Source organism: Ramlibacter sp. 2FC (assembly GCF_005503345.1).
In the GTDB taxonomy this organism is placed as follows: domain Bacteria; phylum Pseudomonadota; class Gammaproteobacteria; order Burkholderiales; family Burkholderiaceae_C; genus SCMQ01.
In genome coordinates, this window is record NZ_SCMM01000008.1 from 89,173 (window position 1) to 112,259 (window position 23,087).

A 23,087-nucleotide genomic window follows, 5' to 3' on the forward strand; every position below is an offset into this window, starting at 1 on the left:
CTATAATCAAAGGTTGAGTCCGGTAGGCCGGACCCTCCGCATTCCCGACTTTTTGAGGACGCCATGAGCGACAACCGCCAAGAATCAGCGCACGCCGAAGCCCATACCGGCCCGATCAAGAACCCCAGGCAGCTGCTGGTGGCGAGCTTCTTTGCCTTCGTGCTGCCGATCTTCATCATCATCGGCCTGGTCTACTACGTGACCTCGGCCAACAAGCCGGCCGCCGGTGCGGCCGACCCCGAGCGAGCCATCGCCGAGCGCATCCAGAAGGTCGGCATGGTCGAGATCCGCGACGCCAACCGTCCGCTCAAGGCCGGCGAAGAGGTCTACAAGGCCCAGTGCGCCGCCTGCCACGCCACGGGCGCGGCCGGCGCACCCAAGGTCGGCGACGCCGGCGCCTGGGGCGCGCGCATCAAGACCGGTTTCGAGGCCCTGGTGAACTCGGCCCTCAAGGGCAAGGGCGCCATGGGTGCCCAGGGCGGCGGCGACTTCAGCGACGTGGAGATCGGCCGTGCCGTGGCCTTCATGGCCAACGCCGGCGGCGCCAAGTTCGAGGAACCCAAGGCCCCGGCCGCCGCGGGCGCCGAGACCGCCGCAGCCAAGTAAGCGTCAGCCGCTCAAGGAAAAGCCACCGCGAGGTGGCTTTTTTCATGCGCGCACCAGCCGGCGGCGCAGTTCAGGAGGTGGCGACGGCCTCTGCGCGCCGCGCCTGCGGGCTGCAGACATAGCCGAAGCGCTCGGGCAGGCTGGCGGCGGGCATCTCCTGCGGCACCCACAGCCCCTGCTCCACCGCCTCGGCGGCCAGGCCCACGTCCTGCGTGTGGACCAGGCCGAAGCCCAGATCGGTCTCCAGGTAGACGCGGCCTTGTTCGTCGAGCACGCAGCGCTGCACCCGGGCCGCGGCGCCACTGTGCGCGCGCACGCTGCCGTCCGCCGCCAGGCGCCAGACCCAGGGCGTGAGCTCGAGCTCAACATAGACGCGCTGCGGCCCGTTCTGGAAGAACCATTGGCCGGCCTCGTCGGCCGCGTAGTTGCGGTGGATGAACTCGATCAGCTTGTCGTGCCTGAGCAAGGCGCCGCGCGCGCCGGGCCGGCCGCTGGCGAAGCCGCCCAGCGACTGGGCGCCGACGTCGCGCAGGTACCAGTTGCCGCGCGCGTCCAGGCCCAGCCAACCGTGGCAATGGGGCACGTTGGGCCACTTGGCCAGGGCCTGCTTGACGATCTCGTCCATGGCGGGATTATGGACGGGCGACGTCCCAGCGCAAACCAGCCCTCGGCGGCGGCAGCTCGGAAGGGCCTGCCTCGAAACTGGCGCGCCCGCCCAGTGCCGCCAGCAGCCAGGCCCCCACCGCATCGGGCAGGCTGCGCACATGGCCCGGCAGCGGGCCGCCCGTGAAGCCCACATGGCCGCCATGCGCGGGCTGCCACAGCCTGACCTGCGGCCCGACCTCGGCCGCCGTGGGCAGGCTCCAGGCCGGCACGAAGGGGTCGTTGCGCGCGTTGAGCGCCAGGGCCGGGACGCGGATGCGCGCCAGGTGGGGCTTGGCCGAGGCGCGCGTCCAGTAGTCCTCGGCATTGCGAAAGCCATGCACCGGCGCGGTGAAGGCGTCGTCGAAGGCATGCAGGTCGCGGGCCGCGCGCAGCCGGTTGCGGTCGAACAGGCCGGGGTGCTGGTCCCACTTGGCCAGGGCCTTGGGCTTCATGCTGTGCAGGAACATGCGCGTGTAGACCTGGCGGTTGAAGCCGCGCCCGATCGCGTGGCCGCCGGCCACCAGGTCCAGCGGCGAGCACACGGCGGCCACGGCCTCGACCACCTGGGCCGCCGCCTCGCCCATCTCGCCGGCCCAGCGCAGCAAGGCATTGCCGCCCAGCGAGATGCCGACCGCGACCAGCGGCCCGCCGCCGCGCTGCGCCTGCAGCGCCTGGAAGCGGCGCAGGACCCAGTCGATCTCCTCGAAGTCACCCGAGTGGTAGGCGCGCGGCGCCTGGTTGAGCTCGCCGCTGCAGCCGCGGAAATGCGGCACCGCATAGGCGAAGCCATGCTCGCGCGCCCAGTCGGCAAAGGCCTCGGCGTAATGGCTGCGCGACGAGCCTTCCAAGCCGTGGAACAGGATGAGCAGAGGAGGCGCGCCCGCGCTGGCCGGGCCGTCAGCCAGGAAGTCCACGTCGACAAAATCCCCGTCCGGCGCGGTCCAGCGTTCGCGCCGGTAGACCGGGCGCGGGCCGTGGACGCGGCGCGAGCACAGCGCCGGCCAGATGGTCTGCAGGTGACCGCCGGGCAGCCAGCGCGGCGCGGTGTAGTGCAGGGCGGAGTTCATGGGGGGTCTCGCGCGGCGGGCCTTCAGTGCAGCACCTGCGGCGCGGCGCCCAGCTCGGCCACGTCGCTGGCGGTCCCTGGGCTGGCATGGTGGGCCACCAGGCGCCAGCCCTGCGGGGTCTTGTGGTAGACATTGGTGGCGACCACCCAGGCGTGACGCGGCCCCTCGGTGGTGAGCAGCTCCACGCGCTCGAGCACGCTGTGCACGGCGCTGGCCAGGGCGACGACGCGGCGCACCCGCTCGGCGCGCACCTGGATGCGGCCATTGGCGAACAGGGTCTCGAAGGCAGCGCGGATCGCCGCGCCCCCGACCAGACAGGGGCCGCCGGGATGCACGCAGACGATTTCGTCCTCGTCGGCCCAGCAGCCCATCAGCTGGGCGATGTCGGCGTTCTGCAGCGCTTCGTAGAAGGCCGCCTCGATCTCGTCGGCCGTGCCTCCCAGGGTGGCGGCCTGAAGCTTGGCTTTGGGCATTTTTGGAGATGCGGTCCCTCACCGCCGTAGTCAAAATTCCAACTTCATTTTGCCGCGGATCATGCGGCGCGTGGAACGCTTTTAAGCATCGGCATCGCTCGCCCTATAGTAAGGGCCCACAAGGAGGTTTCATGAAACGCTGGCTTCTCATCATCGCGACCGCCCTGGCGCTCAGCGGCTGCGGCTACAACGACTTCCAGCGCCTGGACGAGCAGACCAAGGCCGCCTGGAGCGAGGTGCTGAACCAGTACCAGCGGCGCGCCGACCTGGTGCCCAACATCGTCGCCACCGTCAAGGGCGAGGCCGCGTTCGAGCAGGAGACGCTGACCCGGGTGATCGAGGCGCGCGCCAAGGCCACGGCCATCCAGGTCACGCCCGAGACGCTGAACAACCCCGAGGCGTTCAAGAAATTCCAGGCCGCGCAGGGCGAGCTCGGCAGCGCCCTGAGCCGGCTCATGGTGGTCGCCGAGCGGTACCCCACCCTGAAGGCCAACCAGGGCTTCAGCGACCTGCGCGTGCAGCTCGAGGGCACGGAGAACCGCATCACCGTGGCGCGCAACCGCTACATCCAGGCGGTGCAGCAGTACAACGTGCTGGCGCGCAGCTTCCCGAGCAACCTGACGGCCATGGTCTTTGGCTACAAGGCCAAGGAGAGCTTCGGCGTTCCCAACGAAGCCGAGATCAGCAAGCCGCCGACCGTGGACTTCGGCAAGAAGTAGGGCCTGTTCACACTGTTTTTGCCAGATGCGTTGCGGATCAAAAAGGTCATGCGCAAGGCGCGAAACGCAGCCGGGGTGGCGTTGCGGAGCGTCCGTGCGCGCAGCTGTACAGCGCAGCAACGCCAATGCCGCCCTTCGCCTGGTTCGCTGCGCAGACCGACGGCTGCGGGCGGCCCCCGGCAAGGCTTCGCAACGCGGCGCATGGCCTTTTTGGCCGCAACCCGAAGGGAACGTGGTTAAAACAGTGTGAGCAGGCCCTAATGCGCCCTGCCCTGCTGCGCTGGGTCCAGGCGGCGCTGCTCCTGCTGGCCCTGCTCGGCGCCGCCGGCCGGCCTTGGGCCCAGGACCTGCTGCCGGTGCCGGCGCTGACGGCGCGCGTGCTCGACACCACCGGCACGCTGGACGCCGCGCAGAAGCAGGCCCTGGAGCAGCGCCTGGCCGCGCTCGAGCAGGCCAAGGGCTCGCAGCTGGTGATCCTGATGGTGCCGACCACGGCGCCCGAGGACATCGCGAGCTACGCCAACCGCGTGGGCAACACTTGGAAGATAGGCCGCAGGGAGGTGGGCGACGGGGTGCTGCTGATCGTCGCGCGGAACGACCGCAAGCTGCGCATCGAGGTGGCCAAGACGCTGGAGGGCGCGATCCCCGACCTGGCGGCCAAGCAGATCATCGAGCGCGCGATCACGCCGCGCTTGCGCCAGGGCGACTACGCGGGCGGCCTGAACGCGGGCGTGGACCAGCTGGCCGCGCGCATCCAGGGCGAACCGCTGCCGCCCATGGAGGCGCCCGCGCCGCGCGGCAGCACGGCGGGCTTCGAGCTCACGGACCTGGCCATCTTCCTGTTCGTCGCCGTGCCGGTGATGGCGGGCGTGGCGCGCCGCCTGCTCGGCCGCAAGCTCGGCGCGCTGCTGACCGGCGGCGGCGTGGGCCTGCTGGCCTGGGGGATCACGGCCAGCCTGCTGATCGCGGGGGCCGCGGCCCTGCTGGCCCTGCTGTTGTCACTGCTGTCAGCCGTGCTGCCCGCCCCAGCCGTGGCGGCGGCGGATTCAGCTCGGGCGGCGGTGGCGACTTCGGCGGCGGCGGGGCCAGCGGCGACTGGTGAACAAGATGAAGAACATGTTCCAACCCCTGTGGCGCCTGCTGCGCCACGCCTGGCTCGACGAGGACGATACGCGGCGCGCCATCCCGCCCGAGCTGCTGGATCGGCTGATGCGGCGCGTGGCGGCCAGCGAGCGGCGCCATGGCGGCGAGATCCGCATCTGCGTCGAGGCCAGCCTGCCGCTGGCCGCGCTGTGGCGCCAGGGGCGCGATCCGCAGGCGCTGCGCGCGCTGGTCCGCGCGCGCGCCCTGGACCTGTTTGCCCAGCTGCGCGTCTGGGACACCGAGCACAACAACGGCGTGCTGATTTACCTGCTGCTAGGCGAGCACGCGATCGAGATCGTGGCCGACCGCGGCCTGAACCCGCATGTGAGCACCCAGCACTGGCAGGCCATGGTGGGCCAGATGGGCGAGGCCTTCCGCGCCGGGCGCTTCGAGGACGGCCTGACCCAGGCGCTGGAAGAGGTGTCGGCCGTGCTGGTGCGGCATTTCCCCGATGACGCGGCGGCGCCGTCCGGCGACCGCAACGAGCTGCCCGACGAACCGGTGCTGCGCTGAATGCCTGTGCGGGCATGCCGGCGACCCGGCCGGTCCGGACGTAAAAAAGCCCCGGCCGGACGGCAGGGGCTTTGTGTAGAGACCGGAGCCTCGCGATCAGCGCTTCTGGCGGTACTTGCGCAGCGCGGCGATCTGGGCCGCCAGCACGGCCAGCTCGGACTGGGCACGCGCCAGGTCGATCTCGCTGTTGGCGTTCTTGAGCGCCTCTTGCGCGGCCAGACGGGCGGCATTGGCCTTCTCGTCGTCCAGGTCCTTGCCGCGGATGGCGGTGTCGGACAGCACGGTGACGCAGTCGGGCTGGATCTCCAGGATGCCGCTGGCCACGAAGACGAACTCCTCGCCGCCGTCGGCCTTCTCGATGCGCACCGAGCCCGGCTTGATGCGCGTGATCAGCGGGGTGTGCTGCGGGTAGACACCGAGCTCGCCCGCCTCGCCCGGCAGGGCCACGAACCGGGCCTCGCCCGAGAAGATGGACTCTTCGGCGCTGACCACATCGACGTGGATGGTGTTCATAGTTGCTCCTTAAAAGGTGAGTGAAAAGCCAGGCGGGTGCGCCGCTGACGACGCGCCCTGTGCCGGCCTTACGCCACCTTCTTGGCCTTTTCGAAGGCTTCGTCGATCGTGCCGACCATGTAGAAGGCCTGCTCGGGCAGGTGGTCGCACTCGCCGTTGACGATCATCTTGAAGCCACGGATGGTCTCGGACAGCGGCACGTACTTGCCGGGCGAGCCGGTGAACACCTCGGCCACGTGGAAGGGCTGGGACAGGAAGCGCTGGATCTTGCGCGCGCGGGCCACGGCCAGCTTGTCTTCCGGAGCCAGTTCGTCCATGCCCAGAATCGCGATGATGTCGCGCAGCTCCTTGTAGCGCTGCAGCGTGCCCTGCACGGCACGGGCCACGCCGTAGTGCTCCTCGCCGACGACCAGCGGGTCGAGCTGGCGGCTGGTGGAGTCCAGCGGGTCCACGGCGGGGTAGATGCCCAGGGCCGCGATGTCGCGCGACAGCACCACGGTGGAGTCCAGGTGGGCGAAGGTCGTCGCGGGGGACGGGTCGGTCAGGTCGTCGGCCGGCACGTACACGGCCTGGATCGAGGTGATCGAGCCGACCTTGGTCGAGGTGATGCGCTCCTGCAGGCGGCCCATTTCCTCGGCCAGCGTCGGCTGGTAGCCCACGGCGGAGGGCATGCGGCCCAGCAGGGCCGACACTTCGGTACCTGCCAGGGTGTAGCGGTAGATGTTGTCCACGAAGAACAGCACGTCGCGGCCTTCGTCGCGGAAGGACTCGGCGATGGTCAGGCCGGTCAGGGCCACGCGCAGACGGTTGCCCGGGGGCTCGTTCATCTGGCCGTAGACCATGGCCACCTTCGATTCGGCCAGGTTCTCCAGGTTCACCACGCCGGAGTCGGCCATCTCGTGGTAGAAGTCGTTGCCTTCGCGGGTGCGCTCACCCACGCCGGCGAACACGGACAGGCCCGAGTGCGCCTTGGCGATGTTGTTGATGAGCTCCATCATGTTCACGGTCTTGCCCACGCCGGCGCCGCCGAACAGGCCCACCTTGCCGCCCTTGGCGAACGGGCAGACCAGGTCGATCACCTTGATGCCGGTTTCCAGCAGCTCCTGCGAAGGGGACAGCTCGTCGTAGGCCGGGGCCTTGCGGTGGATCGAGGCCGTCAGGGCCTGGTCCACGGGGCCGCGTTCGTCGATCGGGTTGCCCAGCACGTCCATGATGCGGCCCAGCGTGGCCTTGCCCACCGGCACCGTGATCGGGGCGGCGGTGTTGTACACCATGGTGCCGCGGCGCAGGCCGTCGGAGGAACCCAGCGCGATGGTACGCACGATGCCGTCACCCAGCTGCTGCTGCACTTCCAGCGTCAGCGGCGAGCCTTCCATCTTCAGCGCGTCGTAGACCTTGGGCATCCGGTCGCGCGGGAACTCGACGTCCACCACGGCGCCGATGCATTGAACAATCTTGCCTTGAATTTGAGCCATGTTTTGCTCCAATGATTTGAATCTTGTGAAGGCCGGGGTCACACCGCGGCGGCGCCGGCGACGATCTCGGAGAGTTCCTTCGTGATCGCGGCCTGCCGCGTCTTGTTGTAGACCAGCTTGAGTTCGGCAATCACGTTGCCGGCGTTGTCGGTCGCGGCCTTCATGGCCACCATGCGGGCCGATTGCTCGGACGCCATGTTCTCCGCCACGGCCTGGTACACCAGGGCCTCGGCGTAACGCACCAGCAGGTCGTCAATTACAGACTGTGCGTCAGGTTCGTAGATGTAGTCCCAGGCATGCTGTTTGCCGCTTGCAGCCGCCTCAGCCTGGATCTTATTGGCCGACAGCGGCAACAGCTGCTCGACCACGGCTTCCTGCTTCATGGTGTTGATGAACTTGGTGTAGCAGAGATACACCGCGTTGATCTCGCCCTTGACGTAGGCGTCCAGCAGCACCTTGACCGGCCCGATCAGCTTCTCCAGGTGCGGCGTGTCGCCCAGCTGGGTGACATGCGCCACCACCTTGGCGCCGATGCGGTTCAGGAAGCCCAGGCCCTTGTTGCCTATGGCCACGGCCTGCGAGGACACGCCCTCGGCCTGCAGGTCGCGCAGCTTGTTGGTCACCGAGCGCAGCACGTTGGTGTTCATGCCGCCGCACAGGCCCTTGTCGGTCGTGACGACGATGAAGCCCGCGGTCTTGGACTCGTTGACCAGCATGAACGGGTGCACGTAGTCCGGATGGGCCTGGCCGAGGTTGGCGGCGATGTTGCGGATCTTGTCGCTGTAGGGACGAGCGGCACGCATCCTGTCCTGCGCCTTGCGCATCTTGGAGGCGGCCACCATCTCCATGGCCTTGGTGATCTTCTTGGTGTTCTCCACCGATTTGATCTTGCCGCGTATTTCCTTGCCTGCTGCCATGAATGGCTCCTTAGCTGTTCAGGGTCGGAATCAGGCGAACGACTTCTTGAACGCGCCGATGGCGGCGGTCAGTTCGGCTTCGGCATCCTTGTCCATGGCCCTATCGGCTTCCAGCTTGGCCAGCAGGGCGGCGTGCTTGTCCTTGAGCCAGGCGTGCAGGCCCGATTCGAAGGCCAGCACCTTCTTGACGTCCACTTCGTCCAGGAAGCCCTTGTTCACCGCGAACAGCGAGGCGGCCATCAGGCTGATGGACAGCGGGCTGTACTGGGGCTGCTTGAGCAGCTCGGTCACGCGGGCGCCGCGGTCCAGCTGCTTGCGGGTGGCTTCGTCCAGGTCGGAGGCGAACTGCGCGAAGGCCGCCAGTTCGCGGTACTGGGCCAGGTCGGTACGGATGCCGCCGGACAGGCTCTTGATCAGCTTGGTCTGGGCCGCGCCACCGACGCGGGACACCGAGATACCCGCGTTGATGGCGGGGCGGATGCCGGCGTTGAACAGGCTGGTCTCCAGGAAGATCTGGCCGTCGGTGATCGAGATCACGTTGGTCGGAACGAAGGCGGACACGTCGCCGGCCTGGGTCTCGATGATGGGCAGCGCGGTCAGCGAGCCGGTCTTGCCCTTGACTTCACCCTTGGTGAAGGCCTCGACATAGTCGGCGTTCACGCGCGCGGCGCGCTCGAGCAGACGGCTGTGCAGGTAGAACACGTCGCCGGGGTAGGCTTCACGGCCCGGGGGACGGCGCAGCAGCAGCGAGACCTGGCGGTAGGCCACGGCCTGCTTGGACAGGTCGTCGTAGACGATCAGGGCGTCCTGGCCACGGTCGCGGAAGTACTCGCCCATGGTGCAGCCGGAGTAGGCCGACACGTACTGCATGGCGGCGGACTCGGAGGCCGAGGCAGCGACCACGATGGTGTACTCCATCGCACCGGCCTGCTCCAGCGAGCGCACGACGTTCTTGATGGACGAGGCCTTCTGACCAATGGCCACGTACACGCAGGTCATGTTCTGACCCTTCTGGTTGATGATCGCGTCGATCGCCACCGCCGTCTTGCCGGTCTGGCGGTCGCCGATGATCAGCTCGCGCTGGCCACGGCCGACGGGCACCATGGAGTCGATCGACTTCAGGCCGGTCTGCACCGGCTGGTCCACCGACTTGCGCGCGATCACGCCCGGAGCGACCTTCTCGATCACGTCGGTCAGCTTGGCGTTGATCGGGCCCTTGCCGTCGATCGGCTGGCCCAGCGCGTTGACCACGCGGCCGATCAGCTCGGGGCCGACCGGCACTTCCAGAATGCGGCCCGTGCACTTGACGGTGTCGCCTTCGGAGATATGTTCGTATTCGCCCAGAATCACCGCGCCCACCGAGTCGCGCTCGAGGTTCAGCGCCAGGCCGAAGCTCGGCTGGCCGTCCTTGGAGGCGGGGAACTCCAGCATTTCGCCCTGCATCACGTCGGACAGGCCGTGGACGCGGACGATGCCGTCGGTCACGGACACCACGGTGCCCTGGTTGCGGATGTCGGCGCTGGCGGCAAGCCCTTCAATGCGGCTCTTGATCAGTTCAGAAATTTCTGCGGGATTGAGTTGCATGACTCTTTCCTTCTTTCTTTAAATAGGTCCGGTCTCAGGCCGCGTCAGGCGGTGAGGGCCGCTTTCATTTGTTCAAGTCGGGCCTTGACCGAGGTGTCGAGCACCTCGTCGCCCACCACCACGCGGATGCCGCCGATCAGCGACGCATCGAGTTCGACCTTGACGTTGAGCTTGCGGCCGAAACGCTTCTCCAGCGTGGCCGACACGTCGGCCAGCGCCGCCCCGTCGATCGGGAAAGCGCTGTACACGGTGGCGTCGGCCGAACCGCCGGCGGCGTTCTTGAGGGCGCGGAACTGGCTGGCGATCTCGGGCAGCGCGGCCAGGCGGCGGTTCTCGATCACCAGGCGCAGGAAGTTCTTCGCTGCTTCCGGCAGCGCGCCGCGCACCACCCCGGCGATCACATCGAACACCTGCGCGTCGGCCACCTTGGGGCTGTCGGCAAGCTGGAGCAGCTGCGGGTCGGCCGCGACGGCCGCCAGCTCGTCGAGCCAGGCGGCCGCGCCGGCGAGGTCGGACGCCTGCGACTTGAACAGCGCTTCGGCGTAAGGGCGGGCAATGGTTGCAAGTTCAGCCATGGTCTTCTCTGCCTTGAGCGCTTACAGCTCGGTCTGGAGGCGGCTCAGCAGATCAGCGTGGACACCGGCGTTGACTTCCTTGCGGAGAATCTGCTCGGCACCCTTGACCGCCAGGGCCGCGACCTGCTCGCGCAGGGCCTCGCGGGCCTTGACGGCCTGCTGCTCGGCCTCGGCCTTGGCAGCAGCGATGATCTTGTTGCCTTCCTCGGCCGCGCGGGCCTTGGCTTCTTCGATGATGTTCTGCGCCCGGCGCTCGGCATCCGCCAGGCGCGTAGCGGTCTCGTTGCGCGACGTGGCCAGCTCGGCCTCGACACGCTTGTTGGCTGCGGCGAGCTCGGACTTGGCCTTGTCGGCGGCGGCGAGGCCGTCGGCGATCTTCTGGGCCCGCTCGTCGAGCGCCTTCGTGATCGGGGGCCACACGAACTTCATCGTGAACCACACCAGGATCGCAAAAACGACCGCCTGCAGGAACAGGGTTGCGTTAATGTTCACGGCTTAGTCCTTTCGGTCGTGAAAGGGGTCCGTCGATTACTTCAGAACGAAGGGGTTGGCGAAGGCAAACAGCAGAGCAATGGCCACGCCGATCAGGAAGGCGGCGTCGATCAGACCGGCCAGAATGAACATCTTGGTCTGCAGCTCGTTCATCAGCTCGGGCTGACGGGCCGAGGACTCGAGGAACTTGCCGCCCATCAGCGCGATGCCGATGGAAGCGCCGATGGCGCCCAGACCAACGATCAGACCACAAGCCAGTGCGACGAGGCCAAGAATGTTTTCCATGAGATGCTCCTAAAGGTTAGTGGAAAAGTGAAGGGAAAAAGAAAAGGGAAAGGTATGCGTGCTTCAGTGCGCTTCGTGCGACTGACCGGTGTAGATCAGCGTCAGCATCATGAAGATGAAGGCCTGCAGGGTGATCACCAGGATGTGGAACAGCGTCCACACCGTGCCGGCGACGACGTGACCGATGGCCAGGCCGATGCCGGTGGCCGAGAGCGCCCAGCCGCCGCCCATCAGTGCGATCAGCATGAACACCAGTTCACCGGCAAACATGTTGCCGAACAACCGCATGCCGTGCGACACGGTCTTGGCGACATACTCGATCATCTGCATCAGGAAGTTGACCGGATACAGGGCCCAGTGATCGCCGAAGGGCGCGGCGATCAGCTCGTGGGCCCAGCCGCCCAGGCCCTTGATCTTGATGTTGTAGACCACGCAGACCAGCAGCACCGAGCACGACAGGCCCAGGGTGGTGGACAGGTCGGCCGTCGGCACGACGCGTATGTAGTCCTTGAAGCCCAGGGCCGGGCCCGTGTTGTGCCAGATGGCGGGGATCAGGTCCACGGGCAGCATGTCCATGGCGTTCATCAGGAAGATCCAGACGAACACGGTGAGTGCCAGCGGCGAGATCACTTTGCGGCTCTTGGCGTTGTGGATCACGCCCTTGGCCTGGTTCTCCACATATTCGGACAGCAGCTCGACCGCCGCCTGGAAGCGGCCCGGCACGCCCGAGGTGGCCTGGCGCGCCGCGCGCCACAGCAGGAAGCAACCCAGCGCGCCCAACACCACCGAGAAAAACACGGAGTCGAAGTTGAACAGGCTGAAGTCGACGATGCTGTTCTGCTCGACGCTCTCGAAGGAAAAGTTTTTCTGCAGGTGATGCAGGTGGTGCTGGATGTATTCCCCAGCCGTCGGGGCGTGCGCCCCCGTGTTTTCAGCAGCAGACATAGATCACCAGTTCGTCAATTCAAATTCTTCTTGCGCACCGGATGCAGCCACAGTGCCACCCAGTACACCTTCATCGTCGCCACGAAGCCAGCCAACAAGGCGAGCCAGCTCAACTGCGAAACCAGCCTTGGCGCGGCGAACAGCATCGCCACCGTCAAGGCAATCTTGACCATTTCCCACACAAAAAAACCGACCAGCGCGGCACCCGCGTTGGCAACGGCCTTCTGGCGCGACAGTGCGCGAGCAAACAGCGCAGAGGGAAGCAGCACCGCCAGAACACCGTAAGCAGCCGACCAGCCCATCCGGGCCTGACCGGTGAACGCCCAGGCCAGCAGCGCCACAAGCACACCCACCCCCGCCTGAATCCGCCAGACCCGCCACGGGGACTGCGGCGGGTTCTTCTCGCGCCACTGCTGCGCCTCCTCGGCACTCAGCGGCTTGAAATCGGGCTCAGGCGCCTCATCTGTCATTCCTGCGCAAGCCGGAGCGTCGGGCCGGGGTGTGATTGTGGTCATCGCGAATTACACCCAGGTTACGTCCTGCAACTTCCGCAAAGCCTTTCATTATACGTAGAAACCCGCAACGCCCGACCATGCCCTGTCGCAGGCCTCGGATAAGCCCCTGCGGCCCGGCGTTTTGCGCTACGCGTCACAATCGGGGCCTGCCCAGGGTCTGACATGTACGAATTTGTAAAGCTCCTCCATCTGGCCGCAGGCATCGTCTGGCTCGGCGGCATGGCCTTCGTGCTGTGCGCGCTGCGCCCGGTCGCCATCGCGCAGCTGCAGCCGCCGCAGCGCCTGCCCCTGCTGTCGGCCGTTCTCGCGCGCTTCTTCGCCCTGGTGTGGCTCAGCATCGCCGTGCTGCTGCTGAGCGGCGCCTTCATGCTGGCCGGCGTCGACATGAAGGTCGCGCCGCGCGGCTGGCACGCGATGCTGGGCATCGGCCTGCTGATGTTCGGCATCTTCGGCCACATCTATTTCGCGCCGTTCCGGCGTCTCAAGGCCGCGGTGGCCGCCGCCAACTGGCCCGAGGCGGGCCGCCGCGTAGCCCAGATCCATCCGCTGGTCGTGCTCAACTTCGCGCTGGGCTGGCTGGCCGTGGCCGCCGTCCTGCTGTGGCGCTGACGCAGCACCCCTTTCACCCTCACGCCCCGGACTTCAAGCCATGAGCGCTTCCGCCCAACCTCCCGCACCGCCGCCCGGCACCGATCCGCGCAAGGACTCGCTGATCGAATATCCCAGCGCCTTCCCGATCAAGGTCATGGGCGCCAAGGCCGAGGGCTTCGTGGCCGCGATCGCCCATGTGGCCCGGCAGTTCGACCCGGGTTTCGACGAGACCACAATCGAGCTGCGCGACAGCAAGGGCGGCAACTACCTCGGCATCACCATCACCATCACCGCGACCAGCCGCGAGCAGCTCGACGACCTGTACCGTGCGCTGTCCAGCCACCCGATGGTCAAGGTCGTGCTCTGAGCCGGGATGGGCATCGCCATGCGCGCGCTCGGGCAGGTGGCCTACCTTCCCACCTACGAGGCCATGCAGGCCTTCACGGCGGCGCGCAAGCCCGACACCGCCGACGAGCTCTGGCTCTGCGAGCATCCGCCCACCTACACCCAGGGCCTGGCCGGGCAGAGCGACCATGTGCTGAACCCCGGAGAGATCCCGGTGGTGTCCACCAACCGCGGCGGCCAGGTCACCTACCACGGCCCGGGCCAGGTGGTGGCCTACCCGCTGATCGACCTGCAGCGCGCCGGCTACTACGTGAAGGAGTACGTCTACCGCATCGAGGAGGCCGTGCTGCGCACCCTGGCCCAGCTCGGCGTGACCGGCCACCGGGTGGCCGGCGCCCCCGGCATCTACGTGCGGCTGGATGACCCGTTCTCGCATGCGGCGCTCACCGGTCCCGCCCATCCCGGCGACCCGTTCCGCGGCCTGGGCAAGATCAGCGCGCTGGGCATCAAGGTCAGCCGCCACTGCAGCTACCACGGCGTGGCGCTGAACGTGGCCATGGACCTGGAACCCTTTTCCCGCATCAACCCATGTGGTTATGCGGGCTTGAAAACCGTGGACCTTCGTACAATCGGCGTATCCGTCACCTGGGACGAGGCCGCCCAGCTGCTGGGCGCCAAGCTCGAGGCCGCCCTCGCGCCTTAGGGCCTGTTCACATCCCACCCAAGCCCCAACATGAGCCAATCCGAAAGCCAGCGCCCGGTCGTCCGGGAAGTCCAGTCCCTCGAAACCTACGACCCTTCGGCCAAGCAGAAGGCAGCGGCCAAGCTCTCGCGCATCCCGGTCAAGGTGGAGCCCGGCGAGGTGCTCAAGAAGCCCGAGTGGATCCGCGTCAAGGCCGGCTCGCCGACCACGCGCTTCTACGAGATCAAGGACATCCTGCGCAAGAACAAGCTGGTGACGGTGTGCGAGGAGGCTTCCTGCCCCAACATCGGCGAATGCTTCGGCAAGGGCACGGCCACCTTCATGATCATGGGCGACAAGTGCACGCGCCGCTGCCCGTTCTGCGATGTGGGCCACGGCCGGCCCGACCCGCTGGACGTGAACGAGCCGCAGAACCTGGCCAACACCATCGCCGCGCTCAAGCTCAAGTACGTGGTGATCACCAGCGTGGACCGGGACGACTTGCGCGATGGCGGCGCCGGCCATTTCGTGGAGTGCATACGCAAGACGCGCGAACTCTCGCCCGAGACCCAGATCGAGGTGCTGGTGCCCGACTTCCGCGGCCGCGACGACCGTGCGCTGGAGATCCTGAAGGCCGCGCCGCCCGACGTGATGAACCACAACCTGGAGACCGTGCCGCGCCTGTACAAGGAGGCGCGCCCGGGCTCGGACTACCAGTTCAGCCTGAACCTGCTGAAGAAGTTCAAGGCCCTGTTCCCGCAGGTGCCGACCAAGAGCGGACTGATGGTCGGCCTGGGCGAGACCGACGAGGAGATCCTGGAAGTGATGCGCGACATGCGCGCGCACGACATCGAGATGCTGACCATAGGCCAGTACCTCGCGCCCTCGACCAGCCACCTGCCGGTGCGCCGCTACGTGCACCCCGACACCTTCAAGATGTTCGAGCAGAAGGCCTACGAGATGGGCTTCAGCCACGCCGCCGTCGGCGCCATGGTGCGCTCCAGCTACCACGCCGACCAGCAGGCGCACGCCGCCGGGGTCTGAGCCGCGACCGCGCAGCGCGCAGCCGCCCAACAAAAAACCGCGTCGACCGACGCGGTTTTTTTACGTGCAAGTCCGAAGTCTTCTTACTTGCGCGCCTCCACCACCTCGATGTCCACGCGGCGGTTCTTGGCCCGGCCTTCCGCCGTGGCGTTGCTGGCCACCGGCTGGCTCTCGCCGCGGCCTTCGGTGCGGATGCGCTTGGCATCCACGCCCTTGCCGACCAGGTAGGCCTTGACCGACTCGGCGCGCGCGAGCGACAGGCGCTGGTTGTAGGCGTCCGTGCCCACCGAGTCGGTGTGGCCGACGGCGATCACGACCTCGATGTTGACACCCTTGAGGCGGTCCACCAGGGCGTCGAGCTTGCCCGTGCCACCGGCCTTGATGGTGGCCTTGTCGAAGTCGAACAGCTGGTCGGCCGACAGGCTGATCTTGGCCGGCACCGCCGCCGCCGCGGGCTGCGCCGTGCGCACGCGCGGCGGAATCACGGTCTCGGCCCGGATCTTGTCCAGCGAGTCGGACACCGACTCCTCGAGCGGGCAGAGGTCCGACGGGTCCATGCCCTGGCGCGTCTGCCCCGCATCCTGGGCGCTGGGCATGTCCTCGCGCTTGACGTTCAGCGTGGGCACGAGCTGGCCCATGCCCGAGAGCGTGCGCGCCTGGGCCACGATCTGGTTGTAGCGGGCGTTGACGTAGGCGCGCGTGGCCTCGAAGTACTCGTTCTGGCTGTCCAGCAGGTCCAGCAGGGTGCGCTGGCCCAGCTCGAACTGCTGGCGATAGGCCTCGCGCGACTTCTCGGTCGACAGGCGGTGCTGGTCCAGGTAGCGCAGCTGCTCGTTCAGGGTCCTCACGTCGCTGTAGGCGATCGACAAGGCCTGGCGCACGTCGCGGCAGGCCTTCTCCTGCAGGTCGCGCGCCTGCTCGTGCAGATCCACCGCCTGGCGCTCGCGCGCCATGTCGGCACCGCCGCGGAACAGGTTGTAGTTCAGCACCAGCTCGACACCGTTGACGCGGGTGTTGCCGGGCACGCCGAGCGAGTTGTGGTCGCGCGTCATGTAGCCGCGCAGGTCCAGGCGCGGGAAATAGGCCGACTTGCGCGTGTCGATCGCGGTGCGGTTGGCCCGCACGTTCTCCACCGCCGCGTTCAGGGTGGGGCTGTTCGACAGGCCGTCGCGCATCAGCACGTCGACCGAGGGCGGGAGCGTGCCCACCTGGAACTTCTCCGGCAGCGCAGGCAGAGCGGCCGGCGGCTTCTCGCCCACGATGCGCAGGTAGCGTGCGCTGACGTCGTGCAGGTTGGTCAACTCGGTCAGCAGATTGGACTCGGCCAGGGCCAGGCGGCCGGTCGCCTGCTCGACGTCGACGCGGCGCCCCACGCCTGCGGTCGCGCGCTCCTCCACCTGGGAGGTGGTCTGCTTGTGCTCCACGTAGTTCTGCTTGGCGACCTCCACCAGCTCGCGGTAGCGCACCACGTCGGCATAGGCGCGCGTGGCCTCCAGCGCCGCGGTCTCGGAAGCCTCGGCCAGCTCGTAGTAGCGCGTCAGCTTGGCATAGCCCAGGCGCTTGACCTCATTGGGCGTGAACAGGCCGTCGAACAGCATCTGGTTCAGCGTCAGCTGCACGCCGTCGAAGTTGTAGGTGCCGTAGTTGGTCAGCGGCGTGATGCGGCTTTCGCGGCCCACCCCGGCGCGCAGGTCGAGCTGGGGGAAATAGCCGCCGCGCGCCACGTCGCGCTCGTTGCCGGCGGCCAGGAAACCGTGCCAGCGGGCCTGCACCTCGGGGTTGGTCACCACGGCCTTGCGTGCGGCCTGAGCCAGCGGCTCGGGAATGTTCTGCGCCTGCGCTGCCACGCCGAACAGGACGGCAGCCGCAACCATGGACAGTTTTTGTGTCTTCTTCATAGGTCCCTCAACCTGGTTGATTGTTTCGAATGGTCTTTATAGCTTCGATATGTTATTTTTGAAACCCCCACTTCTGGGTATGAGCCGCACAAGAACAACGGGCCGGTTTTGTCCTTCTCACGCCTTTGCCTTAGGCTTTCCCCCATGGGGAAGCCCGCATGACCGCTGCGAGCCACGGCAGCCGCCGCCTGGCGCGGCGGCGATCGGGCCCTGGCTGGCGGCCCGCGCTGCTCGCCTTGCTGCTGACGCTGGGCGCCTCGTTCGCGGCGCCCGACCTCGACAAGACCCAGGCCCTGGCGCTGCAGCGCTACGGCGCGCGCGCGGCCGACACCGTGCAGGCCTGGCGCAGGCTGATCGAGGAGTCGCGCGCCCTGCCCGACACGGAAAAGCTCGACAAGGTGAACGCTTTTTTTAACCGGCGCATGCTGTTCGAGGACGACATCGTTGTGTGGCAACAACAGGACTACTGGGCCTCGCCGCTCGAGTTCATGGGCCGCGGCACCGGTGACTGCGAGGACTATTCGATCGCCAAGTACCTCACGCTGCAGCTGCTGGGCATTGCCGACGAGCGCCTGCGCCTGATCTACGTGCGCGCCAAGACCGGCTCGACCACCAGCGTCGCCCACATGGTGCTGGGCTTCTTCCCCCAGCCCACCGATGAGCCGCTGATCCTCGACAACCTGATCAGCAGCGTGCGCCCTGCCTCGATGCGCGGCGACCTGATGCCGGTCTACAGCTTCAACGGCGCCGGCCTGTGGGTCGGCGGCGCCACCACCTCCCTGGCCGACCCGACCACCCGGCTGTCGCGATGGCGCGATGTGCTCGAGCGCATGCGCCAGGAAGGCCTTACCCCCTGAGATTCAACCAGCGAGTTGCACCATGTCCCTTATCAAACAGCTCTGGCTCGCCATCATCGTGGCCATGACCATCGCCTTCGGCGGCAGCATGGTGGTCAGCGTGCTGTCCGCGCGCCATTACCTGGAGCAGCAGCTGCAGGTGAAGAACATCGACAACGCCACGGCCCTGGCCTTGTCGCTGTCGCAATTGCCCAAGGACCCGGTCACGGTGGAACTGCAGGTCGCGGCCCAGTTCGACGCCGGCCACTACCGCTTCATCCGCATCGTCGCGCCGACCGGCCAGACGCTGGTGGAGCGCGTCTTCAGCGGCCAGCTGCAGGGCGCGCCGGCCTGGTTCGCCCGGCTGATCCCCATCCAGGCCAAGCCCGGGCAGGCGCAGGTGCAGGACGGCTGGAAGCAGTACGGCACGGTGATCCTGTCCAGCCACGAGCAGTACGCCTACAAGAGCCTGTGGGAGGGCACGCTGGAGCTGCTGCTGTGGTTCGTGGTCGGCGGCTTGCTGACCGGCGTCGCGGGCACGCTGGCCCTGCGCTACATCACCCGGCCGCTGGGCGACGTGGTCGAACAGGCCGAGGCCATCGCCGAGCGCCGCTTCCTGCGCATCGCCGAGCCCCGCACGCCCGAGCTGCGCAGCGTGGCGCACGCGATGAACAGCATGGTCGAGCGCCTCAAGGCCCTGTTCAGCGAGGAGGCCGCGCGGCTCGAAGCCCTGCGCCAGAAGGTCAACCTGGACGGCCTGACCGGGCTGGCCGGACGCGAACATTTCCTGTCGCAGCTGCGCGAGCTGCTGGTCGGCGAGACTTCCAGCGCCGAGGGCACGCTGATCGCGCTGCGCCTCACGGACCTGGACCAGCTGAACACCCGGCTGGGCCACCAGCGCACGGACGCGCTGCTGCTGCAGCTGGCCGAGCTGCTCAAGCAGGCGGCGCGCGAGCATGCCAGCCAGGCCGTCGGCCGGCTCAAGGGCGGCGAGTTCGCCCTGGTCTGGCCGGGCCAGACGGCGCCCGAGCAGGCCGCGGGCGAGCTGCACGCGCGCCTGCTGCGCGACTGGCTGCCGAACTGGGCCGCCGAGGCACCTGACCTGTTCCAGCTCGCCGCCGTGCCCTACCAGCGCGGCCAGAACCTCGGCGAGCTGCTGAGCCGCGTCGACGAGTCCCTGGCGCGCGCCGAGGCCCAGGGCCCCAACCGCTGGCACGCCAGCGCCGACTACAGCGGCCGCGCCGCCCGCCCCGCCGAACAGTGGCGCAGCCTGCTGAGCCAGGCCGTGAGCGGCGGCAAGCTGCGGCTGGCCCTGTACCCCGTGGTCGACCGCGGCGGCCAGGCTTCCATGCACCAGGAGGGCGTGATCCGCCTGCAGGTCGATGAAACCGGCACGCTGCTGACCGCCGGCGACTTCATGCCCATGGCCGCGCGCCTGAACCTCAGCGCGCCGATCGATCTGCAGGTCGTGCGCCTGGCCCTGGCCCAGCTGCGCAGCATGCCCGGCGACATCGCGGTCAACCTGTCGGCCGAGACCATTGCCGATTTCGGCTTCCGCCGCGAGCTGATGCAGCTGCTGCAGGCCCACCCCGAGCTGTGCAAGCGCCTGCTGTTCGAGGTCCCCGAGCACGGCGTGTTCAAGCAGTTCGACGCCTTCAGGGACCTGGTCCATGCCGTCAAGCCGCTGGGCTGCCGCGTCGGCATCGAGTACTTCGGCCAGCGCTTCGCCGAGGGCGACAAGCTCGCCGACCTGGGCCTGGACTACATCAAGGTCCACCCCAGCTACGTGCGCGACATCGCGCACAACCCTGGCAACCAGGAATTCCTCAAGGGCCTGTGCAGCATGGCGCGCAATTTCGGCATCACTGTCATCGCGCTCGGCGTCGAATCCGACAGCGACCTGCCGCTGCTGGCCGCACTCGGGTTTGACGGCGCGACAGGGCCGGCTATAAAGAAGTAAGCAAGCCGGGCGCATGACTTCGGTCGAGTGGCCCATGCAGATCGGAGTCTTTCGTGTACCGCATCGCGCGCGCGCCCGCCGCATGGGCCAGTTGCCTGGTCTGGGCAGCCTGCATCCACGGCGGCGGCGCGTTGGCACAGACCGCTGCGGCCGCACCCGCGCCGGCCGCCCTGCTGGAGGACGAACCGCCGGCACTGCGCGGCCTGATGCATAGAGCCAGCAAGCTGGAAGCCGGCACCGACACGCAGGACAAGGCCTGGCAGGCCGCCGCGCTCTACTGCGAAGCCTCGCGTCTGGGCAGCATAGAAGGCCAGTACCGCTTGGGCATGCTGTATGCCTTTGGCCGCGGCGTGCCTGAAAGCCGGCCGCTGGCCGCCGCCCTGTTCTCGCAGGCCGCGGCCCAGGGCCATGCCGAGGCCGGCAAGATGCTCGACAGCATCCAGCTGAGTTCAGCTGAACTGCCGGCTTGCGTGACCCTGGCGCAGCTGCCCGAGAAGGCTGCGCCGCCCGCCGTCAATGGCCTGTCCTTCGAGCTCGCATCGGACGGCCAGCCGGCTATCGACCGCTTCATCGAGTCCCTGCCCGCGCACAAGCGCTGGGTCGTCCCCCTGACCCGCACGCTGAGCGCCTGGTACGCGCTAGACCCGCGCCTGGTCTTGTCGGTGATCGCGGTCGAGTCGAATTTCGAGACCGGCGCCCAGTCGCCCAAGGCCGCCATGGGCCTGATGCAGCTGATCCCCGACACCGCCGAGCGCTTCAACGTGCGCAACGCCTACAACGCCACCCAGAACCTGCGCGGCGGCATGGCCTACCTGCGCTGGCTGCTGTCCTACTACCGCGGCAACATCGCCTACGCCCTGGCGGCCTACAACGCGGGCGAGGGGCGGGTGGACCACTACAAGGGCGTGCCGCCGTTTCCCGAGACGCGGGCTTATGTGCGGCGGGTGATCGGGCTTTACGGCCAGTTGCATCACGGCTTCGATGAGAGTCTCACTGAGGCCTCCTCCTGGCTGAATGTCCGGGGCCGGTAAGGCGCCTCTCGACGCACCTCACGCCCAAAAGAGAAGAGGCAGACCGCTTGAGCGATCTGCCTCGAAGGCACCGATCCGGCCTGCTGAAGCAGGCCACTCTGCACGCAGATCAGACGTCGGTCTTCAGATTGCCATCGGTCAGCAGCTTGGTAATGATGGCGGCATCAGAGGTTCCACCCGCATAGGTCTGCAGCGCAGTGTATTGCACGTTCTCCAGCGTGATGGTTTGCGTCACGGGGCTGTCGGCGCCACCGGTATGGACAGAAATCACGGTCTGGCCGCTGCCATTCTGGCCAAAGTCCAAATAGGCATCCAGGCTTGCCGAATTCGCATGCTCGCCCGTCAGCAGATCCTTCAGGTCCAGCGCGTCGCCGCCGGAGGCCACGGGCGCCAGGTTGAAGTCCTTGACGACATCGGCGGCGGGCGACGCCACGGTCCCCTCGTCGCTCAGGCTCCACTTGAAGACGTCAGCGCCCCCACCGCCTTCCAGCGTATCGTTGCCGGCGCCGCCAATGAGAACGTCTGCAGCCCCCGTGCCGACAAGCGTGTTCGCGCCCGACGTGCCGGCAATTGCCTCGACCGCCAAGCTACCGGACGAGTCGCCGTCGAGATGGACGCTGAAGCTTTGCGCGACAGCGTCGCCATCCCCGTCCACAATATTCAGCGTGAAGCTGTAGTCGAGGTCGGGCGGAAGCTCGGACGAGACTTTCGACACCGTGACACTGTTCAGCCTGAAGCCGTCGTTGCTGTCCTGGGAGTTGTCGCTCAGTATGTTGACACCGTAGAACGAGGTGTAGGTGACGCCGCCTACGGTGGTGCCAAAACCAGACAAGTCGGCGATCTGAACCGTACCGCCAGAGTTGACAGTGATGTTCGTGAAGTCCTCATAGATGGTCTTCGCGGCATCGTAGTAGACGCGGATGGTCAGGCCAACATCACCTAGAGCATCGGCGTCAAGAGCGGAATCATTCGGGTTTCCGCTAAAACCGTCCGCAACGAAACTGAAGCGATCCACGCTCTGATTGAAGGAGAAGGTGATTGACTCTCCCACATCAACCTGGTTGTCCTTGATGGCCCAACCCTGGGCGCTCGGATTCACCTCGTCGGATGATTGATTCGGCGTGGCGTTGCCATCGCTGCCAGTGATGGTGATCACCAAGCCTGAAATGCTGCTATTGATCGTCTTCACCAGCCCCGGCCCGGATGCGGTCACGTCGCTCGTCAGCAGCGTGTCCGTGACCATCGTGGGAGCACGATGGAAAACCTGAAGCGAATCGGTTCCATCCGCATTCAAGGTCAGCTGGCCGACGAGATTGTTGCTTGCATCCTTCAGGTCGATGACCAGGCTGGAACTCGTGCCGGAGTTGAGACTCACATTGCCTGTCACACCCGACAGCGTGGGCGTCGATTGAGGGCCGTCTGCACCATAAGTCCAGTCCGCAAACTGTCCGGCATATGTCGTATTGGTGGCCGGGTTGGGCGCCGAAATACTGACCGCCGTACCCGCATCTGCGCCGTCGTTGACGATGGAGAACACCGGTACATCGTCTGCGAAGCTGATGTTGCCGCCCAGGTCTGCGCTCACCTGCGCCGTGGCAGTGTCGCCATCGCCGTCCGTGGTGGTCGCCGTCGCGCTCAGCGTCACCAGCCCAGCCGCCAGCGCGATCTGCAGGTCGTTGCCCGCGCCCAAATGGTCCACTTCCGCCGACTGCGACAACGTCATGGTGCCGTTGCTGGCTACGCTGATGCGGAACACTTCGCCCGCCGCGGTGCTGCCCACCACGTCGTTGCCCACCTTGGCCAGCGTGATCGCCAGGCCGTTGCTGGTGAGCCCAGAGGCCGTGCCGTTGCCTCCCGTGATCGACAGCGTGTAGCCGCTGATCACGGTGCTGCCCGCGCCGTCGGCGCCGTACACCGGTACCGCCGCCGCCAGGAAGGCCGCCGCGAAGCTCGCGCTGGCCGTGTCTGTATCCGTGGGCACGCCGTCCGTCGCCGGATCCTCCGTGCTCAGAATGATGCCGCCGTCGGCCACCGCGCCTGCCGTCACGCTGGGCACGTCGTCGTCGAAGCGGATGTTGCCGCCCAGGTCCGCGCTCACCGTCGCCGTCGCCGTGTCGCCGTCGCCGTCCGTGGTCGTGGCCGTCGCGCTCAGGCTCACCTTGCCCGCCGCCAGCGCGATCTGCAGGTCGTTACCCGCGCCCACATGGTCCAGCTCGGCCGACTGCGTCAGCGT

General features: G+C 67.4%; 24 protein-coding genes and 1 pseudogene. 11 read left to right on the forward strand and 14 right to left on the reverse strand.

The window, feature by feature from the left end:
• The first annotated feature begins 63 nt into the window (after positions 1-63).
• Positions 64-606, forward strand: coding sequence for a c-type cytochrome (locus FFS10_RS05730; RefSeq protein ID WP_137892465.1), 543 nt, complete (start codon positions 64-66; stop codon positions 604-606).
• A 70-nt stretch (positions 607-676) separates the two neighbouring features.
• Here the strand turns inward: FFS10_RS05730 and FFS10_RS05735 are convergent, their stop codons facing one another.
• Genes FFS10_RS05735 through FFS10_RS05745 form a run of 3 tightly spaced genes read right to left on the reverse strand, consistent with a single transcriptional unit; the run spans position 677 to position 2,791 of the window.
• Positions 677-1,231, reverse strand: coding sequence for a DUF2946 family protein (locus FFS10_RS05735; RefSeq protein ID WP_137892467.1), 555 nt, complete (start codon positions 1,229-1,231; stop codon positions 677-679).
• A 7-nt stretch (positions 1,232-1,238) separates the two neighbouring features.
• Positions 1,239-2,306 carry an alpha/beta fold hydrolase gene (locus tag FFS10_RS05740; protein WP_137892517.1) on the reverse strand — a complete coding sequence of 356 codons (1,068 nt, stop codon included), beginning with the start codon at positions 2,304-2,306 and terminating at the stop codon, positions 1,239-1,241.
• 35 nt (positions 2,307-2,341) lie between these two features.
• Positions 2,342-2,791, reverse strand: coding sequence for a YybH family protein (locus FFS10_RS05745; RefSeq protein ID WP_137892469.1), 450 nt, complete (start codon positions 2,789-2,791; stop codon positions 2,342-2,344).
• A gap of 131 nt (positions 2,792-2,922) precedes the next feature.
• Between FFS10_RS05745 and FFS10_RS05750 the strand changes: the two genes are divergently transcribed.
• From FFS10_RS05750 to FFS10_RS05760, 3 genes and pseudogenes are all read left to right on the forward strand, one after another.
• Positions 2,923-3,510, forward strand: coding sequence for a LemA family protein (locus FFS10_RS05750; protein WP_137892471.1), 588 nt, complete (start codon positions 2,923-2,925; stop codon positions 3,508-3,510).
• 260 nt (positions 3,511-3,770) lie between these two features.
• Positions 3,771-4,199, forward strand: a pseudogene (locus tag FFS10_RS23745) (TPM domain-containing protein); the annotation flags it as partial.
• Positions 4,200-4,626: 427 nt separating this feature from the next.
• A complete protein-coding gene (locus FFS10_RS05760) occupies positions 4,627-5,166 on the forward strand; it encodes a TPM domain-containing protein (protein ID WP_137892473.1) in 540 nt (179 codons plus the stop codon).
• 96 nt (positions 5,167-5,262) lie between these two features.
• Here FFS10_RS05760 and FFS10_RS05765 read toward each other — a convergent pair whose 3' ends face one another.
• The 9 genes from FFS10_RS05765 to FFS10_RS05805 form a co-directional block, all read right to left on the reverse strand.
• Positions 5,263-5,679, reverse strand: a complete 417-nt coding sequence (locus FFS10_RS05765; protein ID WP_137892475.1) for a F0F1 ATP synthase subunit epsilon — start codon at positions 5,677-5,679, stop codon at positions 5,263-5,265.
• A 68-nt stretch (positions 5,680-5,747) separates the two neighbouring features.
• Entirely contained in the window at positions 5,748-7,154 is a 1,407-nt protein-coding gene (gene atpD / locus FFS10_RS05770; protein ID WP_137892477.1) for a F0F1 ATP synthase subunit beta, read from the reverse strand.
• 38 nt (positions 7,155-7,192) lie between these two features.
• Positions 7,193-8,071 (reverse strand): F0F1 ATP synthase subunit gamma, encoded by an 879-nt coding sequence (gene atpG, locus FFS10_RS05775; protein ID WP_137892479.1) that lies wholly within the window; start codon positions 8,069-8,071, stop codon positions 7,193-7,195.
• A 30-nt stretch (positions 8,072-8,101) separates the two neighbouring features.
• Positions 8,102-9,655, reverse strand: a complete 1,554-nt coding sequence (atpA, locus tag FFS10_RS05780; RefSeq protein ID WP_137892481.1) for a F0F1 ATP synthase subunit alpha — start codon at positions 9,653-9,655, stop codon at positions 8,102-8,104.
• A gap of 44 nt (positions 9,656-9,699) precedes the next feature.
• Positions 9,700-10,230: a F0F1 ATP synthase subunit delta gene (locus FFS10_RS05785; protein WP_137892483.1), complete on the reverse strand. Its 531-nt coding sequence runs from the start codon at positions 10,228-10,230 to the stop codon at positions 9,700-9,702.
• Between the two features lie 21 nt (positions 10,231-10,251).
• On the reverse strand, positions 10,252-10,722 hold the full coding sequence (locus FFS10_RS05790; RefSeq protein WP_137892485.1) for a F0F1 ATP synthase subunit B: 471 nt from the start codon (positions 10,720-10,722) through the stop codon (positions 10,252-10,254).
• 36 nt (positions 10,723-10,758) lie between these two features.
• Positions 10,759-11,007, reverse strand: coding sequence for a F0F1 ATP synthase subunit C (atpE, locus tag FFS10_RS05795; RefSeq protein ID WP_019429175.1), 249 nt, complete (start codon positions 11,005-11,007; stop codon positions 10,759-10,761).
• A 63-nt stretch (positions 11,008-11,070) separates the two neighbouring features.
• A complete protein-coding gene (atpB, locus tag FFS10_RS05800; RefSeq protein WP_137892487.1) occupies positions 11,071-11,952 on the reverse strand; it encodes a F0F1 ATP synthase subunit A in 882 nt (293 codons plus the stop codon).
• Between the two features lie 14 nt (positions 11,953-11,966).
• Positions 11,967-12,422 (reverse strand): ATP synthase subunit I, encoded by a 456-nt coding sequence (locus tag FFS10_RS05805; protein WP_137892519.1) that lies wholly within the window; start codon positions 12,420-12,422, stop codon positions 11,967-11,969.
• A gap of 207 nt (positions 12,423-12,629) precedes the next feature.
• On the opposite strand from FFS10_RS05805, the gene FFS10_RS05810 reads away from it, so the two are divergent.
• From FFS10_RS05810 to lipA, 4 genes are read left to right on the forward strand one after another with little or no spacing between them, the layout of a single operon-like run.
• Positions 12,630-13,076 (forward strand): CopD family protein, encoded by a 447-nt coding sequence (locus FFS10_RS05810; RefSeq protein WP_137892489.1) that lies wholly within the window; start codon positions 12,630-12,632, stop codon positions 13,074-13,076.
• A gap of 40 nt (positions 13,077-13,116) precedes the next feature.
• Positions 13,117-13,425 (forward strand): YbeD family protein, encoded by a 309-nt coding sequence (locus FFS10_RS05815; protein ID WP_137892491.1) that lies wholly within the window; start codon positions 13,117-13,119, stop codon positions 13,423-13,425.
• Positions 13,426-13,431: 6 nt separating this feature from the next.
• Positions 13,432-14,106 (forward strand): lipoyl(octanoyl) transferase LipB, encoded by a 675-nt coding sequence (lipB, locus tag FFS10_RS05820; protein ID WP_137892493.1) that lies wholly within the window; start codon positions 13,432-13,434, stop codon positions 14,104-14,106.
• A gap of 30 nt (positions 14,107-14,136) precedes the next feature.
• Positions 14,137-15,129, forward strand: a complete 993-nt coding sequence (gene lipA, locus FFS10_RS05825) for a lipoyl synthase (RefSeq protein ID WP_137892495.1) — start codon at positions 14,137-14,139, stop codon at positions 15,127-15,129.
• An 83-nt stretch (positions 15,130-15,212) separates the two neighbouring features.
• Here the strand turns inward: lipA and FFS10_RS05830 are convergent, their stop codons facing one another.
• Positions 15,213-17,027 carry a TolC family outer membrane protein gene (locus tag FFS10_RS05830; RefSeq protein WP_137892497.1) on the reverse strand — a complete coding sequence of 605 codons (1,815 nt, stop codon included), beginning with the start codon at positions 17,025-17,027 and terminating at the stop codon, positions 15,213-15,215.
• A gap of 158 nt (positions 17,028-17,185) precedes the next feature.
• On the opposite strand from FFS10_RS05830, the gene FFS10_RS05835 reads away from it, so the two are divergent.
• Genes FFS10_RS05835 through FFS10_RS05845 form a run of 3 tightly spaced genes read left to right on the forward strand, consistent with a single transcriptional unit; the run spans position 17,186 to position 20,854 of the window.
• Positions 17,186-17,884 (forward strand): transglutaminase-like cysteine peptidase, encoded by a 699-nt coding sequence (locus tag FFS10_RS05835; RefSeq protein WP_137892499.1) that lies wholly within the window; start codon positions 17,186-17,188, stop codon positions 17,882-17,884.
• 22 nt (positions 17,885-17,906) lie between these two features.
• Positions 17,907-19,823: an EAL domain-containing protein gene (locus FFS10_RS05840; RefSeq protein WP_137892501.1), complete on the forward strand. Its 1,917-nt coding sequence runs from the start codon at positions 17,907-17,909 to the stop codon at positions 19,821-19,823.
• 53 nt (positions 19,824-19,876) lie between these two features.
• Positions 19,877-20,854: a lytic transglycosylase domain-containing protein gene (locus FFS10_RS05845; RefSeq protein ID WP_137892503.1), complete on the forward strand. Its 978-nt coding sequence runs from the start codon at positions 19,877-19,879 to the stop codon at positions 20,852-20,854.
• 109 nt (positions 20,855-20,963) lie between these two features.
• Here the strand turns inward: FFS10_RS05845 and FFS10_RS05850 are convergent.
• A partial coding sequence (locus tag FFS10_RS05850; RefSeq protein WP_137892505.1) for a DUF5801 repeats-in-toxin domain-containing protein occupies positions 20,964-23,087 on the reverse strand: 2,124 nt, incomplete at its 5' end.

Coding starts and splice junctions, on each gene's coding strand:
- FFS10_RS05730 (WP_137892465.1), top strand. CDS start 64: ATGAGCGACAACCGCCAAGAATCAGCGCACGCCGAAGCCCATACCGGC.
- FFS10_RS05735 (WP_137892467.1), bottom strand. CDS start 1,231: ATGGACGAGATCGTCAAGCAGGCCCTGGCCAAGTGGCCCAACGTGCCC.
- FFS10_RS05745 (WP_137892469.1), bottom strand. CDS start 2,791: ATGCCCAAAGCCAAGCTTCAGGCCGCCACCCTGGGAGGCACGGCCGAC.
- FFS10_RS05750 (WP_137892471.1), top strand. CDS start 2,923: ATGAAACGCTGGCTTCTCATCATCGCGACCGCCCTGGCGCTCAGCGGC.
- FFS10_RS05760 (WP_137892473.1), top strand. CDS start 4,627: ATGTTCCAACCCCTGTGGCGCCTGCTGCGCCACGCCTGGCTCGACGAG.
- FFS10_RS05765 (WP_137892475.1), bottom strand. CDS start 5,679: ATGAACACCATCCACGTCGATGTGGTCAGCGCCGAAGAGTCCATCTTC.
- atpD (WP_137892477.1), bottom strand. CDS start 7,154: ATGGCTCAAATTCAAGGCAAGATTGTTCAATGCATCGGCGCCGTGGTG.
- atpG (WP_137892479.1), bottom strand. CDS start 8,071: ATGGCAGCAGGCAAGGAAATACGCGGCAAGATCAAATCGGTGGAGAAC.
- atpA (WP_137892481.1), bottom strand. CDS start 9,655: ATGCAACTCAATCCCGCAGAAATTTCTGAACTGATCAAGAGCCGCATT.
- FFS10_RS05785 (WP_137892483.1), bottom strand. CDS start 10,230: ATGGCTGAACTTGCAACCATTGCCCGCCCTTACGCCGAAGCGCTGTTC.
- atpE (WP_019429175.1), bottom strand. CDS start 11,007: ATGGAAAACATTCTTGGCCTCGTCGCACTGGCTTGTGGTCTGATCGTT.
- atpB (WP_137892487.1), bottom strand. CDS start 11,952: ATGTCTGCTGCTGAAAACACGGGGGCGCACGCCCCGACGGCTGGGGAA.
- FFS10_RS05805 (WP_137892519.1), bottom strand. CDS start 12,422: ATGACAGATGAGGCGCCTGAGCCCGATTTCAAGCCGCTGAGTGCCGAG.
- FFS10_RS05810 (WP_137892489.1), top strand. CDS start 12,630: ATGTACGAATTTGTAAAGCTCCTCCATCTGGCCGCAGGCATCGTCTGG.
- FFS10_RS05815 (WP_137892491.1), top strand. CDS start 13,117: ATGAGCGCTTCCGCCCAACCTCCCGCACCGCCGCCCGGCACCGATCCG.
- lipB (WP_137892493.1), top strand. CDS start 13,432: ATGGGCATCGCCATGCGCGCGCTCGGGCAGGTGGCCTACCTTCCCACC.
- lipA (WP_137892495.1), top strand. CDS start 14,137: ATGAGCCAATCCGAAAGCCAGCGCCCGGTCGTCCGGGAAGTCCAGTCC.
- FFS10_RS05830 (WP_137892497.1), bottom strand. CDS start 17,027: ATGAAGAAGACACAAAAACTGTCCATGGTTGCGGCTGCCGTCCTGTTC.
- FFS10_RS05835 (WP_137892499.1), top strand. CDS start 17,186: ATGACCGCTGCGAGCCACGGCAGCCGCCGCCTGGCGCGGCGGCGATCG.
- FFS10_RS05840 (WP_137892501.1), top strand. CDS start 17,907: ATGTCCCTTATCAAACAGCTCTGGCTCGCCATCATCGTGGCCATGACC.